The sequence below is a fragment of the Paludibaculum fermentans genome (assembly GCF_015277775.1).
Classification (GTDB): Bacteria; Acidobacteriota; Terriglobia; order Bryobacterales; family Bryobacteraceae; genus Paludibaculum; species Paludibaculum fermentans.
This window is the reverse complement of the sequence record NZ_CP063849.1, coordinates 2,619,669-2,636,181: the sequence shown is the minus strand read 5'-3', so window position 1 is coordinate 2,636,181 and position 16,513 is coordinate 2,619,669. Positions and strand designations below refer to the sequence as shown.

Here is a 16,513-nt window from a genome sequence, read left to right as displayed (position 1 = left end):
TATGGCTGCGGCAACGAGGACGTCGCCCGCGACTGGGTCCTTCGCCAACACGGCTTCATCCAGGCCCTCAATCGCTACGCCGGCTGGATCCAGATGCGCCTCCGCCGGATCGAAAGCGCCATCCTCTCCAAGCCTGTCGGCCTCGACCACCTCACCCAGCTCTTAGCTGCCAGCACTCAACCCGGCCCGGCCGAACCCGCAACCCCCAAACCCACCACAAATTTTGAGGGAACAAACCCACTTTCCCCCGACCCGCCCCTGCCAGCCGGCGCGGCCACCAAAGACTCATCCATCCCTCCACCAACCGCGAAACCGCCCCAAACCGCAAACAGCGCCGCAAACGGAGCCGCGACCGTCAGGGAGCGGATAACCCCCCGAAACGCTCCAATCTACCCAGCCGCGCGACCCCTAACCCACGCGTCTCCCTCGAACCCGGCCCCCCACGCCCCGCAACCCACCACAAATTTTGAGGGAACAAACCCATTCGAGCCTCATCACCCCCGCGCCACGACCCCCAAGCCCTCCGCCACCCACAAGCTCATCCCCCTTCCGCCCTTTCCGCGAGGATCCGTCCGCCCTCCTCACCACCACCCACCCGGACACCCCCTGCAATCACCATCCCAATGCGGTATAAATCAGACTGGTGGATCTGATTATCGGGAGGTAGACCATGCCGGAAATGACGAAGGATACCCGCCGCGGCTTTCTGCAGGCGGCTGCCGCTGGTACGGTAGCTGTGAATATGGCGAGCGCCGCTGCCGCGCCGGCGCTGCCCAAGGTGATGTTCGGGGGAAAACACGAGATCTCCCGCTTGATCATCGGCACCAACCCGCTCATGGGCTATTCGCACTTCAACGGAGTCCTCGACCAGTGCATGCGCGAGTTCTATACGCCGGAACAACGCATCAAAACCGTCCTCGACGCCGAACAGGCCGGCATCACCACCTGGCAGCTCCACTACCACAAGGACACCATCGCCATCCTCGAAGGTATCCGCGCCCGCGGCTCCAAGATGAAGGTCTTCCTCCTCAGCGACTTCGAACTCCAGAAGGACTTCACCATGATCCCCGCTCTCGCCAAGCTGGGCTTCCTCGGCATGGCGCACCATGGCAACCGCACCGACGAGGCCTTCCGGCAGGGCAAGATGGACACGGTCCTCGACTTTGTGAAGCGCGTCAGGGACACCGGCGCCATGGCGGGCGTCTCCACCCACAATCCCGAAGTGGTGGAGTGGATCGAGAGCAAGGGCTGGCCCACCGACTATTACATGACCTGTCTCTATCGCGTCAGCCGCACGCCGGAAGAGGCGCGCGCCCTGCTCGGCGGCGAACGGCCCCTGGGCGAGACCTTTCTCGAGAAGGACCCCGTCCGCATGACCAACGTCATCAAGAAGATCTCGAAGCCCTGCCTGGCCTTCAAACTCCTCGGAGCCGGACGCGCCGGAGGCTCGCGCGACAACATCGAAGCCGCCTTCCGCTTCGCCTACCAGAACATCAAGCCCGGCGATGCGGCCATCGTCGGCATGTTCCCCAAATTCAAGGACGAGATCACCGAGAACTGCTCCATTGTCAGGCAGATCCACTCGTCCTGACACGACACGGCGCCGCCCCCACGGCCAGGAGGGCGGACGCCCTCGTCCGCAGCGAGCCCCCTGGCTCGCCAGCTCCAAAAGCCCTCAATTCCACTCGACTTGTCGATTGGAAGACCACTTGCCGATATAATGACGGCATGGCCGGACTTGTCACACTGTCGCCCCCCGTCCCGCTCGACGCGGCCTCGCTGCGGTTGAAAGAAGAGCGGCTGTTCGGCATCCTGCGCTCCCTCGGCAGCGTGCTCGTCGCCTATTCCGGCGGCACCGATTCGGCTTATCTCGCCTGGGCTGCCCGCCAGGCCCTCGGCGACGCGGCTGTCGCCGTCACCGCCGATTCGCCTTCCATTCCCGCCTCCCACAAGCGCGATGCCGTGGCCTTCGCCCAGCAGTTCGGCATCCGCCACGAGATGATCCCGAGCCTCGAATTCGAGAACCCGGCCTACTCCGCCAACAACCCCGACCGCTGCTTCCACTGCAAGGACGAGCTCTTCCGCCGCATGGAGGAGATCGCCCCCCAGTTCGAAGGCAAGGCCATCATCTACGGAGTCAATAAGGACGACCTGGGCGACTACCGACCCGGCCAGGGCGCGGCCCAACAGCATGGCGTCAGGGCGCCCCTCGTCGAAGCCGGTCTCACCAAGGCCGAAATCCGCGAACTGTCGCGCCTCGCCGGGCTCCCCACCTGGGACCGGCCCGCAGCCGCCTGCCTCAGCTCCCGCATTCCCTACGGCACGCCCGTCACGCCCGAGAACATCCGCCAGGTCGAACAGGCCGAAGAGGAACTCAAAGCCCTCGGCTTCCGCCAGTTCCGCGTCCGCCATCACACCGAGATGGCGCGCATCGAGATTGCTCGTAGTGAGATGGAGAAGGCCCTCAGTTTGGAAATGTGCGACCGCATCACGGCCATCTTCAAAGGGCTCGGCTTCACCTACGTCGCCCTCGACCTCAGCGGTTATCGCCAGGGTTCCATGAATGAGGTGCTGCCCGGGCGCTAACGCCAGGCAGAGAGGCCTCGGATATTGGAACAACTGGACGAAATCAAGGATACGCTGAACGAGTTCGCGTCCGGACTGCACCTGGAAGAGGAAGAACTTCCCGGCATCTTCGACGCCGGCCTGCTCGAAACGTCTCAGCAGTTGGAAGAGCGCATCGCCGCCGTCTTCCCCGTGGAGATCGCCAAGCTCTCGCTGGGCCTGCGCCTCGCCACCAAGCTCCTCGTGGACGACCCCTCGCCGGAGCCCATGGCGCTGGTCCTCAATGAATTCGGCAGCCTCGTGGTCGAGATGAACGCCGAACTCCGCCGGCAGCGCGAAGGCGCCGAATGGCACCTGTCCCGCCAGTACGGCGAACTCGCCGAGCATCTCTCCGACGCGCCCAAACCGGCCGAAAACCAGGGCTTCAAGGAACTGCCTCGCATGCTGGTGGAAAGCCCCTGGCTCCGTACTGAGTTCGAGGTCCTCGCCCATGCGGCCGGCCTCAACCTGGGCCGGACCCCCTTTGCCCGCGGCTTCTCCAAGGCCTCCGCCAAACGCTGGTCCCGCAAGGTGGGCCGGACCCCGGCCGGCCGCCTCAGCGCCGCGCTCGACCACCTCCAGCACGGCATCGAATACCGTGCCCGCCAGGTCTGGTTCCTGCGCCGCTCCACCACCGACGAGGCCTCGCTGCCCCTCATCTACGCCTGCGCCCACGCCGACGTCTTCCCGGACTTCCACCACTCCCTCACCGAGGCCGGCCTGGGCCTGGAGATCGCCAAGCTGAAAGGCCTCGCCCTCGGCCTTCAGTTACCCGACTTCGCCCTCTGCTTCGATTCGGCCGATTGGATGGCGCAGTACGCGCTCAACTACCTGCTGCCGCCGTCGCCCGGCGAGTGGGCCGTCCGCCAAGCTTCTCAATTGGAGCACCTGCTCCGCTCGCGCCTCTCCCGCTGGTACTTCTGCGCCTACGACCACCGCCTCGAGCCGCTGGAGATGACCGCCGGCGTCCTGCGCATCGGCCGCCCGCTCTTCTACGAGCGCGTCGCGGCCCACGCCCTATTGGAGTACTCGCTCCTGCAGGGCGTAGCCTTCACCCGGGCCTCAGCCCCGTTCTATGTGGACGCGATGGCCACCCTGGAACTGGAGTTCCTGCTCTTGTTCGACTGCTACCTGCTGCGGCTGCTCTACTACCCGCGGTTGAAAGCGCCCGAGGGCTGGTGCGAATACCTGGGCGCCTTGCACGCGCTCCATTACCTGGGCCATCGCAGTGGGGAACTCGACACCTTCCGCCATGTCTTCCTGGCGAGAAGAGGCCTTCGCTCCGCACTGGAGATCCTCTACCGGACCACGCACAACCACAGCGCCCTGAACTAGGGCCAACCTCAGCCGGCCGTCATTGTCTGCGGATCCCAGGTGCAGATCCGCTTCTCGTAGTAGCTGGTGTTGCAGAGCAGGGCCGGACCGGCCGCCCGGAAGCCGAATGTCGAGTCCTCGAAGTGCGCCTTGCGCGTCCTCACGGCCTCAATGAAATTGGCCATGTGCTGCCGGTGGGCGTCGATCTCGGAGACATAGCGGGCCTCGCCATTCGAGCCCATGTTCACCGCGGTCACCTTCTCCGCCGGGTACTTCTTGCGGTACTCCGCCATGTACTGCTCGCGCCCTGACTTCGAGAAGGTATCGATGCTGACGCCCGGCTCCTTCTCGCGCGGCTGCCGCGCGACTGTCACGGTCCTTACATCGGTGGTGATGGTCCCGGCGCTGCCGATGAACTTGAAGCCGAAGTCCTCCTGGGCTTTCGAGCTCTTGAAGTTGACCTTCATGCTGAAGGTGAACTCGGGATGCGTCTCGGTCTTCGGGTACTCGATGATGCCGAGTTGCGTATCCGGCGTATCGCGGCCGTCCTTCCAATAGCGGAGGCCGCCGGTGGAGTAGATCCGCTTCGGGCCCAACGACCGCGTCGCCGTGTGCAGCCCCGTCAGCAGGTGGACATACAGGTCGCCGGCCACGGCCGTGCCGTAGTCCGTGTAGTTGCGCCAGCGGAACAGGCGGATCGGTTCGAACGGGCGCTTCGACGCGTTGCCCAGGAAGCGGTCCCAGTCGACGTTCGACGGCGAGGCGTCGGGTGGAATCGAGTACTGCCAGGCGCCCATCGCGGTGTTGCGGTCGAGCCAGGCTTCCACCATGTTCAGCTCACCGATGGCGCCCTGCTCCAGCAGTTCGCGGATCTTCTGGAAGCTCAGCGCCGAGGCGTACTGCGACCCCACCTGGAAGATGCGGCCCGACTTCTGGTGGGCCTCAATCACGCGCTTGCCCTCGTCGATCTTCTGGATCATGGGCTTCTCGCAATAGACGTCCTTGCCTGCGTTCAGGGCGTCGATGGAGATGGTGGCGTGCCAGTGGTCCGGGGTGGCGATGACCACGGCGTCCACATCCTTGCGGGCCAGTACTTCTCGGTAGTCGCGTGTCGTGAAGATGCCCGGGTAGGCCTCTTCCATCCGCTTCCGCCGGCCGTCGTAGATGTCGGCCGCGGCCACGATCTTGACGCCCGGGTTCAGCAGCGCATCCTTGATGTCGCCCTGGCCCATGCCGCCGGAGCCGATCAGGGCAATCTGAATGTTGTCGTTTGCAGCGTATGCCATGGTGGTGACTCCCTACCCCTTCACCTGCATCGTCGTCGGATCCCAGGCCACGGTCTTGCCGGAATAGAAGCTCATATTCGACAGCAGCGCCGGACCCGCCGCCCGCAGGCCGAACGTGGCGTCTTCCACCACCGGCTTGCGCGTGCGCACGGCGTTGAAGAAGTTGGCGTGGTGGTCCAGGTGGTCGTTGTAACCGCGCGGCGGCAGCCAGCGCTCGTCCTCGATGGGCCGCATGGAGTCGGCCGTCTGGTTCTGCTGCGGATACTTGCGCCGGTACTCCTCCTGGATCAGCTTCTGCGTGGCGGAGTCGAAGTTGCCGGCCGACGTGCCCGGATCCGTCTCAGGCGGCAGCTTCGAGAGCGTGACGCCGTTGCCGATCGTCATGACGCCCTCGCTGCCCGTGAACGTGAAGCCCGAGCTCTCGCCCGCACCGTTCACGAAGTTCACTCGAAGCTGGAGATTGAAGGCCGGATGCGCCGCCGTCTTCTCGTAGTCGTACAGGCCCAGCAGGATGTCGGGCACGTCGCGGCCGTCTTTCCAGAAGCGCAGTCCGCCAGAGCCGAAGACGCGGTTCGGGCCAATCGCGCCGGTCACGAAGTGCATGCCCGAGAACAGGTGCACGAAAAGGTCGCCAGCCACGCCGGTGCCGTAGTCCTGGTAGTTGCGCCAGCGGAAGAACCGCGTGGCGTCAAAAGGCCGCTTTGGCGCGGAGCCGAGGAACCGGTCCCAATCCACGGTGGTTGGCGAGGCGTCCAGCGGAATGGAGTACTGCCAGGCGCCCATGGCGGAGTTGCGGTCCCACCACGCCTGCACCATGTTCAGCTCGCCGATCGCGCCGGAGCGGAACAGGTCCTGCGCCTTCTGGTAGACCGCGCTGGATACGCGCTGGCTGCCCACCTGGAGAATGCGGTTGGTCTTGCGCGAAGCCTCGATCACCTTGTGGCCGTCCTGCCACTTCTGGACCATCGGCTTCTCGACGTAGACGTCCTTGCCGGACTCCATCGCGGCAATCGCAATGGCGGCATGCCAGTGGTCCGGCGTGCCGATGATCACCGCGTCGATGTCCTTCCGGTTCAGGATCTCGCGGTAGTCCCGCGTGGTCGCCAGGCCCGCGCCCCACTCTTCCTTCGCGCGCGTCAGCCGGCCCTGGTACAGGTCGCAGACAGCGACAAGCTTCGTCCCCGGCGTCGCGATCGCCGATTCCGTATCGCCGGAACCCATGCCGCCGATGCCGATCGTGGCAAACTGGATCTTGTCATTGGGGGATTTGCCCGCGGTTTGAGCAATCGCCGGCAGGCTCCCGGCTGTCAGGGCCGTAGTCTGCAGGAAGTGACGTCTTGTCGATGCCATGCACTTATTCTAATTGCAGCGTCCCTCCAGTGGAGGGGGCTTGCTAAGGTTTCGCCGTTCCGAGCTGTTCTTCAGCGCCTATTTCATCTACATGATCGGCGTGGCCTGGTTCCGGCCCATCGCGCCGGAGATCCGCACCCTGGTCGTCACGCTGAATCTGTCCCTGATTCTCTGGTTTTTCCTGTTCGCCTGGGCCAACAAGCAGCGCGGCTTCGTGATGCTCGATCACGTCCGCGACTTCTATCCGCTGCCGCTCATCCTGCTGGCGTTTCGAGAGGTCGGCTGGATGGCCCTGCCGCACACGTCGCGCGCGTTCGAGCTCTATTGGGTGAAGTGGGACCGAGTTCTCTTGGGCGATTGGGGCCTGCGCCGCGCCGTGGAATCTCTGGGTCCGGTGATCCCGAACATCCTCGAGTTCTCTTACCTGCTGGTGTATGGCATCCCGGTCTACCTGGTGGCGGTCTTCTATCATCACCGCAAGCGCGAGCGTCTCGACGATGCCTACAGCATCCTGCTCTTCGGCACGCTGACGACCTACGCGCTCTACCCGCTGTTCCCGAGCGAGCCGCCGCGCTCGGTCTTTCCCACCGCCGATCTGCCCATGATGTCGTCGCTGCGGCTCCTGAATCTGTGGATCGTAGGCGGTTACGGCATCCACACCAGTGTGTTCCCCAGCGGACACTCGGCGGCGGCGTTCTCGGCGGCGTTTGCCGTCATGAAGCTGCTGCCGGAGAAGCCGTGGCCCGGACGGATCCTGCTGATCCTCGCCACCCTCATCGCCGTGGCCACGGTCTATGGCCGGTACCACTTCGCGGCCGACACCGTGGCCGGGCTCTTCATGGCTCTGCTGGCTCTGACCGTCACCGCGGGCTGGCGGCGGCTCTGATCAGGCCAGGCAGTACATGCCCGTGTACGCTCCGGCGTAGATGCGGCCATCCGTGACCAGCGGCGAAACAAAGCTCCAACCCTTGCTCGACTCGGGCTGGAAGCGCCACAGCGGCTCCTTCGAGCGAAGGTCGATCGCGGTCAGCCAGGATTCGTGCTGGGTGCCGTTCGCGCCCAGGGCGAGGTACACGATGTCGCCCGCTATGACCGGAGCCGTGTCGCAGTAGCCGGCCAGCGGGATCCGGTCGACGATGGCCCCGCTGGCGGAATCGAGGACATACACCGTCCCGTCGAAGCAGCCCACGTAGGCGCGGCCGGCGGTCACGGCAGGAACGGTGATGGCTCGCGGAGCACGGAAGATCCAGCGTTGGCGGCCCGTCGAGGCGTCCACCGCAAATAGGAAGTTGTCGGATTTGCCGTAGACCACGCCGCCGGCCACGGCCACCATGTCCTGCAGCCGGTCGTCGCTGCGGACGTTGGCGCGGCCGCGCGGCGCGAACTGCCACTTCAATGCTCCGGTACGGGCATCCAGCGCAAACAGGGCCGCGTAGGTGGTGGTGCCGTCGAGTTTCATGCCGCTGCCCCCGAAATAGATGGTCCCGTCGGCATAGGCCGGCGCCGTGTGGCCGATCACCATGTAGTGGGGCAGGGCGAAGTGGAACTTCCATGCCTCACGGCCCGACTGTGCATCCAGCGCATAGAGGTTGAGGTTGTCGCTGGCCAGGTAGACCAGATCGTCGACGGCCAGCGGTGACTTGCTCTCAATCCTGCCGGTGGTGAGTCGCCAGCGCTCCTGTCCGGTCTTAAGATCAATGGCAAGGAACAGGCCGCGGTCCAATTCGCGCACGTCGCCGCTGCCGGCATAGACCATGCCGTTCGCGATGGTCGGCGGGGATGCCACATTGCCGGTACGGAACTCCCAGCGCGGCTTGCCGGTCTCGGCATCCAGCGCATAGAGGTTCTGATAGACGTTCAGGCCGGAGACGAGCAGGCCGTCCGCCAGCGCGGGCGTGCAGTGCTGCCGGCCGCCGAGCTTGTAGGACCATTTGGCTCCGGTGAGGTGGGGCAGTCCCGAAGTGAGGGGACAGCCCGTTCGGGCCGGGTCGGAGCGATAGAGGCCGGCGGCCGCGTGCGTGGGCACGGCGGTGGCAACCGCGGCGCTGGAGGCGAGGAAGGAGCGTCGGGTGAGCAGCATGGTTGTGCTACTTGTAAACGCGTAAACATCAGGGGGCCCGGGATCAAACAAAACGGGCGCCGGTGCGGGCCGGCGCCCTAATAGGGTCAGAAACGAAGGGGAGCGATGGACGCGGCTCCGCCAAGTGGGAGGCGCCGCGAGCGCGGCGCCAGACACGACCGCCCGTCAACACGGGCGGCTATGATTCGTGGAACTAGTTGTGGATCTCCTGCAGGCTCCAGACCCGCAGCGGGTCGCGCAGCCGGCTCTCAATCGCCTGGACGGCCGCTTTCGCGCCGGAGATCGTGGTGATGCAGGGCACGCGCCAGGTGACGGCGGTGCGGCGGATGGCGCGCTCGTCCTCGAAGGAGTGCGCGCCGGTGGTCGTGTAAATGACCAGGCTCAGGCTGCCGGCCTTCATCAGGTCGACCGCGTTGGGGCGGCCTTCGTTTACCTTGAAGACCGTCTTGACCTTCAGGCCGGCGGCCTTGAAGGTGGCGGCGGTGGCGCGCGTGGCGGCCAGTTCGAAGCCGAGTTCCGAGAAGCGTGTGGCCAGGGCCACGGCCTCGGGCTTGTTGCGGTCACTCACGCTGAAGAAGATGCAGCCCTTCGAAGGCAGCGGGACGCCGGCGCTGAGCTGGGCTTTGCCGAAGGCTTCGCCGAAGTTCTCGCCCACGCCCATCACTTCACCGGTGGAGCGCATTTCCGGTCCGAGGGCCGGATCCACGCCCGGGAACTTATTGAAGGGGAAGACCGGCGACTTGACGCACACCTGCTTCACAGGCAGCACGCCGGTGGTCTGGCCGCCGGTGAGATGGGTGAGCTCCTTCAGCTTCTTGCCCAGCATGAGGCCCACCGCGATCTTGGGCAGCCGGATGCCGGTCGCCTTGCTGACGTACGGCGCGGTGCGCGAGGCGCGCGGGTTCACTTCCAGCACGAAGACCTGGCCGTCCTTGATGGCGTACTGCACGTTCATCAGGCCGATCACCTTGAGGGCGCGGGCCAGCTTCTCGGTATAGCCGCGGATGGTGGCCAGTTCGGATTCGGGAATGGTCTGCGGAGGCAGCACACAGGAGCTGTCGCCGGAGTGTACACCGGCTTCCTCGATGTGCTCCATGATGCCGCCGATGAGCACGTCCTCGGTATCGGAGAGTGCGTCGACGTCCACTTCGATGGCGTCTTCCAGGAAGCGGTCGATCAGCACCGGACGGTCCGGCGAGAAGAGCGTGGCTTCCTGCATGTAGCGGCGCACGGTCTCTTCGTCGTACGCGATCACCATGGCGCGGCCGCCCAGCACATAGCTGGGGCGCACCAGAACCGGGTAGCCGATGCGGCGCGCCACGGCGCACGCTTCGTCCATGTTGGTGGCGGTGCCGTAGGGCGGGGCAGGGATGCCCAGGTCGTCCAGCACCTTGCCGAACAGCTTGCGGTCTTCCGCCAGGTCGATGTTTTCGGGATCAGTGCCAATGATCGGCACACCGGCCCGCTTCAGCGGCAGCGCCAGGTTGAGCGGCGTCTGGCCGCCGAACTGGACGATGACGCCGTCAGGCTTCTCGGTGTCGCAGATGTTCAGCACTTCCTCGAGCGTGAGCGGCTCGAAGTAGAGGCGGTCGCTGGTGTCGTAGTCCGTCGAGACGGTCTCCGGGTTGCAGTTCACCATGATCGACTCGACCCCGAACTCCTGCAGCGCGAAGCTCGCGTGGCAGCAGCAGTAGTCGAACTCGATGCCCTGGCCGATGCGGTTCGGGCCGCTGCCCAGGATCATGACTTTCTTCCGGTCGACCGGATCGGCCTCGCACTCGCTCTCGTAGCTGGAGTAGAGGTAGGGCGTGAAGCTCTCGAACTCGGCGGCGCAGGTGTCGACGCGATTGAACACGGCTTTGACGCCGAGTTCCTTGCGGCGGGCGCGCACGGCCAGCGGATCGGCCGAAGTCAGGCGGGCCAGGCGGTTGTCGGAGAGCCCGTCACGCTTGGCGCGGCGGAATTCCAGAGCCGTGATGTCGCCCAGCGCCTTGCCGTCGAGCTCCTGTTCATACAGGATGCCGTCGCGGATCTGCTTCAGGAACCACGGATCGATCTTCGTCATTTCGAAGACCTCTTCCACGGTCAGGCCCTTCTCGAAGGCGTAGCGGATGTAGCCCAGCCGGTCAGGATTCGGGGTGATGAGGCGGTTCTCGATCAGATCGTCGTCATACACCGTCGCCGAGGAAGACTTGCCGGTCTCCAGGCCGCGGATGCCCTTGTTGAGAGCCTGCCGGAACGTGCGGCCGATGGCCATCACTTCGCCGACGGACTTCATCTGCGTGGTGAGGACGGACTCAGCGCCGGGGAACTTCTCGAACTGCCAGCGCGGGATCTTCACCACCACATAGTCGATGGTGGGTTCGAAGCAGGCCGGCGTCTTGCGCGTGATGTCGTTCTTGATCTCGTCCAGGCGGTAGCCGACGGCCAGTTTGGCGGCGATCTTGGCGATCGGGAAGCCGGTGGCCTTGGACGCGAGGGCAGAGCTGCGCGACACGCGCGGGTTCATTTCCACGATCACCATGCGGCCCGAGTTGGGGTCGATGGCGAACTGGACGTTGGAGCCGCCGGTGTCAACGCCGATTTCGCGCAGGCAGGCCAGCGCGCCGTCGCGCATCATCTGATACTCGCGGTCAGTCAGCGTTTGGGCCGGAGCGATGGTGATGGAGTCGCCCGTATGGACGCCCATCGGATCGAAGTTCTCAATGGAGCAGACGATGATGGCATTATCGGCCTGGTCGCGCATCACCTCGAGCTCGTACTCCTTCCAGCCGAGTACGCTCTCTTCGGCCAGCACTTCGTGGACGGGCGAAAGATCGAGGCCGCGTTCCAGGATGTTGAGCAGGTCTTCGCGGTTGTAGGCGATGCCGCCGCCGGTGCCGCCCAGCGTGAAGCTGGGGCGAAGGATCATCGGATAGCCGATTTTGTTGGCGAATTCGAGCCCGTCTTCCACGCTGCGCAGCAGGCGCGATTGCGGGGTCTCGAGGCCGATCTTGCGCATGGCGTCCTTGAACAGGAGCCGGTCTTCGGCCTTCTTGATGGAATCGATCTTGGCGCCGATGAGCTCCACGCCATATTTGTCGAGGACGCCGCGCTCGGCGAGATCCACGGCAAGGTTGAGGCCGGTCTGGCCGCCCACGGTGGACAGCAGGGCGTCCGGCCGTTCTTTGCGGATGACTTCCTCGGCGTATTCGACGGTGAGCGGCTCGACGTAAGTGCGGTCGGCCAGGTCGGGGTCCGTCATGATCGTCGCCGGGTTCGAGTTGATGAGGACGACTTCGTAGCCGTCGGCGCGCAGGGCTTTGCAGGCCTGTGTGCCGGAGTAGTCGAACTCGCAGGCCTGCCCGATGACGATGGGGCCGCTGCCGACGATCAGGATGCGATGAATGTCGTTTCTGCGCGGCATTCCTACTTCTTGTGCTCCTTCATCATCTGGGCGAAGTCCTCAAACAGGTATTGGGAATCGTGCGGCCCGGGCGCCGCTTCCGGATGGTACTGCACGCAGAAGAGCGGCTCGGAACGATGCCGCAGCCCTTCCAGCGTCTGGTCGTTCAGGTTGATGTGCGAGAGATCGACGTCGCTGGTGTTGATGGAGTCGGGGTCGACGCAGAAGCCGTGGTTTTGCACGGTGATCTCCACCTTGTTGGTGCGCGTGTTGAGCACCGGGTGGTTGATGCCGCGATGGCCGAACTTCAGCTTGAACGTCTTGCCGCCCAGCGCGAGGCCGATGATCTGGTGGCCCAGGCAGATGCCGAAGATGGGTTTCTTGCCGATCATCTTGCGGATCTGCGCGGCCTGGTGCTCCAGCGGCTCAGGATCTCCGGGTCCGTTGGAGAGGAAGATGCCGTCGGGATTCAGCGCCAGAACATCTTCGGCGGAGGTTGTTGCGGGCACCACCGTGACGCGGGAGCCGATGGAGGTGAGGCAGCGCAGGATGTTGCGCTTGATCCCGAAGTCGTAGGCGACGACATGGAACTGCCCCGGTTCGTGCTGTTTGATGATCTCGGAGGGTGAACAGGCCTCGACGGGCGTGTTCCACTCATATTGAGTCTTGGTGGAGACGCGGGTGGCCAGCTCCAGGCCGGCCATCGACGGGCTCTTGCGGGCGATTTCGATGAGCTCCTCGGCCGAATGGCCGGCTGTCGAAAGAGCGCCGCGCAGGACACCGCCGATGCGCAGTTTGCGCACCAGCGCGCGGGTGTCCATTTCCGAAATCACGGGTACGCCGTATTGTTCCAGGAACTGGTCGGCCGTCCGCTGGCTGCGCCAGTTGGACGGGGCTTCGGCCCATTCGCGGACGACGAGGCCTTCTATGTAAGGATGCGCGGACTCGTCATCGCCGTCGTTGGTGCCGTAGTTGCCAACTTGAGGATTTGTCAGAACGACAATCTGCCCTGTGTAAGACGGATCCGTGAACACTTCCTGATAGCCGGTGATGGAGGTATTGAAAACGACCTCCCCGGTGCGCACGATTCGTGCGCCATACGCGCGGCCCTGGTAGACGGTACCGTCCTCCAGGGCGAGGATGGCTGTGGTGGGCAAGCTCTCTCCTGTGATGGGGGACAACATCCATTTTTCCATTTCCGGGGCCACTCTTCAACACTTCGGGCGAAATGATAGACTGACAAGAACACCAAATTTCGCTGGAACGCCCCAAAACGGCGCACGAAGCTGCGCGATGCGGGCGACAGGATTCCTTTTTCCTACCAATCACTTACAGGACGCGCCACGGCAGATTCAAGGTGCTAGAATCCGTCGCCGGAGGAACAGTCCATGGCGTCCTCAACCACGTCGATTCCAGGACGAGCGGCTGCCCGTGAGCCGGGTCAGGCGGTGGATCCACGTACGCGTGTGGTCCGTTGCGCGAAGAAATGGGTAAACCAGCCTTTCCGCTACGGCGTGAAGGCGCAGTGTTGTGAGTTTGTCCGGCATGTCTTCAGCCAGGCGGGGATCAAGCTGCCGGTGGTCAAGTTTCCCAGTGACTATGCCCTGCTCGTCCATGACGGGCTTTCCACGGGGTCCGGCTATGCCGACAGCCTGGCCGGGGATGAGGTGGGTCCGAAGGTGAAGCTGCCGGAGGCTCAACCGGGCGACATCATCCTGTTCAAGGACACGTACAACGATGGCTGGTCGCAGGGTGTCATCACGCATGTCGGCATCTACATGGGCGACGAAAAGATGATCGACCGGCCGACGATGAAGGGCACGGTGCTGCACCGGTCTGTCTACACCTCGACGGGCTCGATTGCGGAGCTGCGGAGGCCGCGCCAATTCGCTGACCCCAGCACGTACATCAAGCTGGAAGCGGGCGTGGTGAAAGCCGCAATCAAAGGGAAGCCCGTCTACGCACTGGAGATCGGGCTTACTTATTCCGGGGGCGTGACGGCGACGGTCGACGGCGCCCCGCGCGCGCCCAAGAGCGTGAATCTCCAGGTGGTGGATGCACAGACGAAGCAGCATCACTATTTCCTCTACGCGGGCGGGAAAGCCAAGGCCGTGGTGGGCGGGTTGCCGGTGAGGACACTAAGCTGCAAGGCCAAGCTGAGCGGCGGCGCAATCCACCTGTGGCTGAACGGCAAGGAGATCCGGTCGAAGAAGCTGGTATTCGAGATCGAATCCGCCTGACGCGCAGCCCCCTTGAGGCGCGGCCCGCACTGCCTGATGATGGAGGGTATGGGCGAACTGGCACGCATCGGGGTTGCAATCGACGAAGAGCTGTTGAAGCGCTTCGACACCTTAAATGAGAAACGCGGCTACACGAACCGTAGCGAGGCGTTCCGCGACCTGATCCGGGACGCGCTGATCCAGGAATCGACCATGTCGCCGGAGTCGCCGGTGGTGGGCGCGCTGACGCTCGTCTACGACCATCATGTGCGCATGTTGAGCGACAAGCTCACCGAGATCCAGCACGATCATCACGAGGAGATCGTCTCCACGCTGCATGTCCACCTGGACCACGACCACTGCCTGGAAGTGCTGGTCCTGCGCGGCCAGTGCGGCAGCGTGCAGAAGATCGCGGACCGCCTGATCAGCACCAAAGGAGTGCAGCACGGGCGGCTGACTCTGACCGCCGCGGGCTGAGTGGACGGCTCACGCTACAATAAGGACCAAAGGCGCACCTTGCGCGATTGATCCTCCCATGATTGTGGAAACTCAGTTCACCCTCATCCCTTCGTTGACGCTGGATGTGGGTGAGACGCTCAAAGACGTCACCGTCGCTTACCAGACCTACGGCACATTGAACGCCGACCGGATGAACGCCATTCTGATTGAGCACGCCTTCACGGGCGATGCGCATGCGGCGGGCATCGACCATGAGGGCAAACCGGGCTGGTGGGCCAACATGATCGGGCCGGGCAAGGCCTTCGATACGGATCGCTACTTCGTGATCTGCAGCAATGTCCTGGGCGGGTGCCGCGGCACGACCGGGCCGAGCTCCATCAATCCCGCGACAGGCCAGCCGTATGGCTTGAAGTTTCCGGGCATCACCATCAGCGACATGGTGCGCCTGCAAAAGGCGCTGATCGATGCCCTGGGCATTCCGAAGCTGCTGGCAGTGGCCGGCGGCTCCATGGGTGGCATGCAGGTGCTGGAGTGGGCGGTCGCCTATCCGGAGGCCGTGGAAGCCTGCCTGCCGATTGCGACCACGGCACGGCACAGCGCGCAGCAGATTGCGTTCAATGAGACGGGGCGCCAGGCGATCATGGCCGATCCCGACTTTCACGCCGGCGATTACTACTACAAAACGCCTCCGGCGCGCGGGCTCTCGGTGGCGCGCATGGTGGGCCACATCACGTATATGTCCGACGAGTCGATGCGCGAGAAGTTCGGGCGCCGGCTGCGGGACAAGAAGAGTTTCGGCTACGACTTCGAGGTGGATTTCGAGGTGGAGAGCTATCTGCGCTACCGCGGCAGCCAGTTTGTGGGGCGCTTCGACGCGAACTCCTACCTCTACATCACCAAGGCGATGGACTACTTCGACCTGTCGGCGGGCTTCCCGTCGCTGGCGGCGTCGCTGGAGCGGGCGCGGTCGAGGTTCCTGGTGATCAGCTTCACGTCGGACTGGCTCTATCCCTCCTATCAATCCCAGGAGATGGTGAACGCGTTGCGCGGCCGCAACCACGACGTCACCTATTGCGAGCTTTCGTCGAACTATGGCCACGACGCATTCCTGGTGGATATCGGAGAGCAGACGGAGATCGTGCGCGGCTTCCTGGCGCGCTGTGTGAGGGAGTTCCGGCCGCTGGAGGTTCTGCGTTGAAGGTCACGGAAGTGCTTGGCCGCACCGACTACCGCCTGATCAGTGAGTTGATTCCGAACGGGGCCAAGGTACTCGACCTGGGTTGTGGCGACGGAGCCCTGTTGGAGTGGCTCAAGGTCCACAAACAAGTGGAGGCGCGCGGCGTGGAATTGAAGCGTGAGCTCGTCCAGCGGGCGATTGCGCGCGGCGTCACCGTTTACCAGGGCAATCTCGAAGAGAGCCTGAAGGACTATCCCGACAAGGCTTTCGATTACGTGATCCTCAGCCAGACGCTGCAGGAGACGCTGCAGCCCCTGATGGTTTTGCAGGAGATGCTGCGCATCGGCAAGCACGCCATCGTGGCGTTCCCGAACTTCGGCCACTGGCGGGTGCGGCTGAGTCATCTGTTCAGCGGACGGGCTCCCAAGACGCACTTGTTCCCGTTCGACTGGTACGATTCGCCGAACGTCCATTTTCTGACTGTGATCGACTTTGAGGACCTGATCCGGAAACAGGGCTGGCATGTGGAACGGCGCTACTTCGCCGCCGGGCACTGGGCTGGAGAGATGGCGCCGAACCTCTTCGCCGAGATCGCGGTTTATCTCTTCCGGCCGGAGCCCTGAAGCCGGGTTTCCGCCC

The 16,513-nt window shown here is 64.2% G+C and carries 13 protein-coding genes; 8 read left to right on the top strand and 5 right to left on the bottom strand.

Features of this window, described 5'->3' with window-relative positions; translation table 11 throughout:
• Positions 1 to 670: 670 nt before the first annotated feature.
• The 3 genes from IRI77_RS10275 to IRI77_RS10265 all read left to right on the top strand — a co-directional run bounded on the left by IRI77_RS10275 (position 671) and on the right by IRI77_RS10265 (position 3,939).
• Positions 671 to 1,591 carry a hypothetical protein gene (locus IRI77_RS10275; protein ID WP_194451981.1) on the top strand — a complete coding sequence of 307 codons (921 nt, stop codon included), beginning with the start codon at positions 671 to 673 and terminating at the stop codon, positions 1,589 to 1,591.
• A 137-nt stretch (positions 1,592 to 1,728) separates the two neighbouring features.
• Positions 1,729 to 2,586: an ATP-dependent sacrificial sulfur transferase LarE gene (larE, locus tag IRI77_RS10270; protein ID WP_194451980.1), complete on the top strand. Its 858-nt coding sequence runs from the start codon at positions 1,729 to 1,731 to the stop codon at positions 2,584 to 2,586.
• A 24-nt stretch (positions 2,587 to 2,610) separates the two neighbouring features.
• Positions 2,611 to 3,939: a hypothetical protein gene (locus tag IRI77_RS10265; protein ID WP_194451979.1), complete on the top strand. Its 1,329-nt coding sequence runs from the start codon at positions 2,611 to 2,613 to the stop codon at positions 3,937 to 3,939.
• A gap of 8 nt (positions 3,940 to 3,947) precedes the next feature.
• Here IRI77_RS10265 and IRI77_RS10260 read toward each other — a convergent pair whose 3' ends face one another.
• Together IRI77_RS10260 and IRI77_RS10255 are read right to left on the bottom strand one after the other, a co-directional pair.
• Positions 3,948 to 5,204: a Gfo/Idh/MocA family protein gene (locus tag IRI77_RS10260; RefSeq protein WP_194451978.1), complete on the bottom strand. Its 1,257-nt coding sequence runs from the start codon at positions 5,202 to 5,204 to the stop codon at positions 3,948 to 3,950.
• Positions 5,205 to 5,216: 12 nt separating this feature from the next.
• Entirely contained in the window at positions 5,217 to 6,554 is a 1,338-nt protein-coding gene (locus IRI77_RS10255; protein WP_194451977.1) for a Gfo/Idh/MocA family protein, read from the bottom strand.
• 40 nt (positions 6,555 to 6,594) lie between these two features.
• On the opposite strand from IRI77_RS10255, the gene IRI77_RS10250 reads away from it, so the two are divergent.
• The gene (locus IRI77_RS10250) at positions 6,595 to 7,440 is read left to right on the top strand and encodes a phosphatase PAP2 family protein (RefSeq protein WP_194451976.1); all 846 of its coding nucleotides are present in this window, start codon (positions 6,595 to 6,597) and stop codon (positions 7,438 to 7,440) included.
• Here IRI77_RS10250 and IRI77_RS10245 read toward each other — a convergent pair whose 3' ends face one another.
• The 3 genes from IRI77_RS10245 to carA form a co-directional block, all read right to left on the bottom strand.
• The gene (locus tag IRI77_RS10245; protein ID WP_194451975.1) at positions 7,441 to 8,634 is read right to left on the bottom strand and encodes an outer membrane protein assembly factor BamB family protein; all 1,194 of its coding nucleotides are present in this window, start codon (positions 8,632 to 8,634) and stop codon (positions 7,441 to 7,443) included.
• A 193-nt stretch (positions 8,635 to 8,827) separates the two neighbouring features.
• Positions 8,828 to 12,040 carry a carbamoyl-phosphate synthase large subunit gene (gene carB, locus IRI77_RS10240; protein ID WP_194451974.1) on the bottom strand — a complete coding sequence of 1,071 codons (3,213 nt, stop codon included), beginning with the start codon at positions 12,038 to 12,040 and terminating at the stop codon, positions 8,828 to 8,830.
• A 2-nt stretch (positions 12,041 to 12,042) separates the two neighbouring features.
• Positions 12,043 to 13,176, bottom strand: coding sequence for a glutamine-hydrolyzing carbamoyl-phosphate synthase small subunit (gene carA, locus IRI77_RS10235; RefSeq protein ID WP_228486672.1), 1,134 nt, complete (start codon positions 13,174 to 13,176; stop codon positions 12,043 to 12,045).
• 231 nt (positions 13,177 to 13,407) lie between these two features.
• Between carA and IRI77_RS10230 the strand changes: the two genes are divergently transcribed.
• The 4 genes from IRI77_RS10230 to metW are packed head-to-tail and all read left to right on the top strand — an operon-like array spanning position 13,408 to position 16,497.
• Positions 13,408 to 14,259 carry a C40 family peptidase gene (locus tag IRI77_RS10230; RefSeq protein WP_194451972.1) on the top strand — a complete coding sequence of 284 codons (852 nt, stop codon included), beginning with the start codon at positions 13,408 to 13,410 and terminating at the stop codon, positions 14,257 to 14,259.
• Between the two features lie 48 nt (positions 14,260 to 14,307).
• On the top strand, positions 14,308 to 14,715 hold the full coding sequence (nikR, locus tag IRI77_RS10225) for a nickel-responsive transcriptional regulator NikR (protein WP_194451971.1): 408 nt from the start codon (positions 14,308 to 14,310) through the stop codon (positions 14,713 to 14,715).
• A gap of 58 nt (positions 14,716 to 14,773) precedes the next feature.
• A complete protein-coding gene (gene metX, locus IRI77_RS10220; RefSeq protein WP_194451970.1) occupies positions 14,774 to 15,895 on the top strand; it encodes a homoserine O-acetyltransferase MetX in 1,122 nt (373 codons plus the stop codon).
• Positions 15,892 to 16,497, top strand: coding sequence for a methionine biosynthesis protein MetW (gene metW / locus IRI77_RS10215; RefSeq protein WP_228486671.1), 606 nt, complete (start codon positions 15,892 to 15,894; stop codon positions 16,495 to 16,497). The genes metX and metW overlap by 4 nt, the downstream gene beginning before the upstream one ends.
• The last annotated feature ends 16 nt before the right edge of the window (positions 16,498 to 16,513 follow it).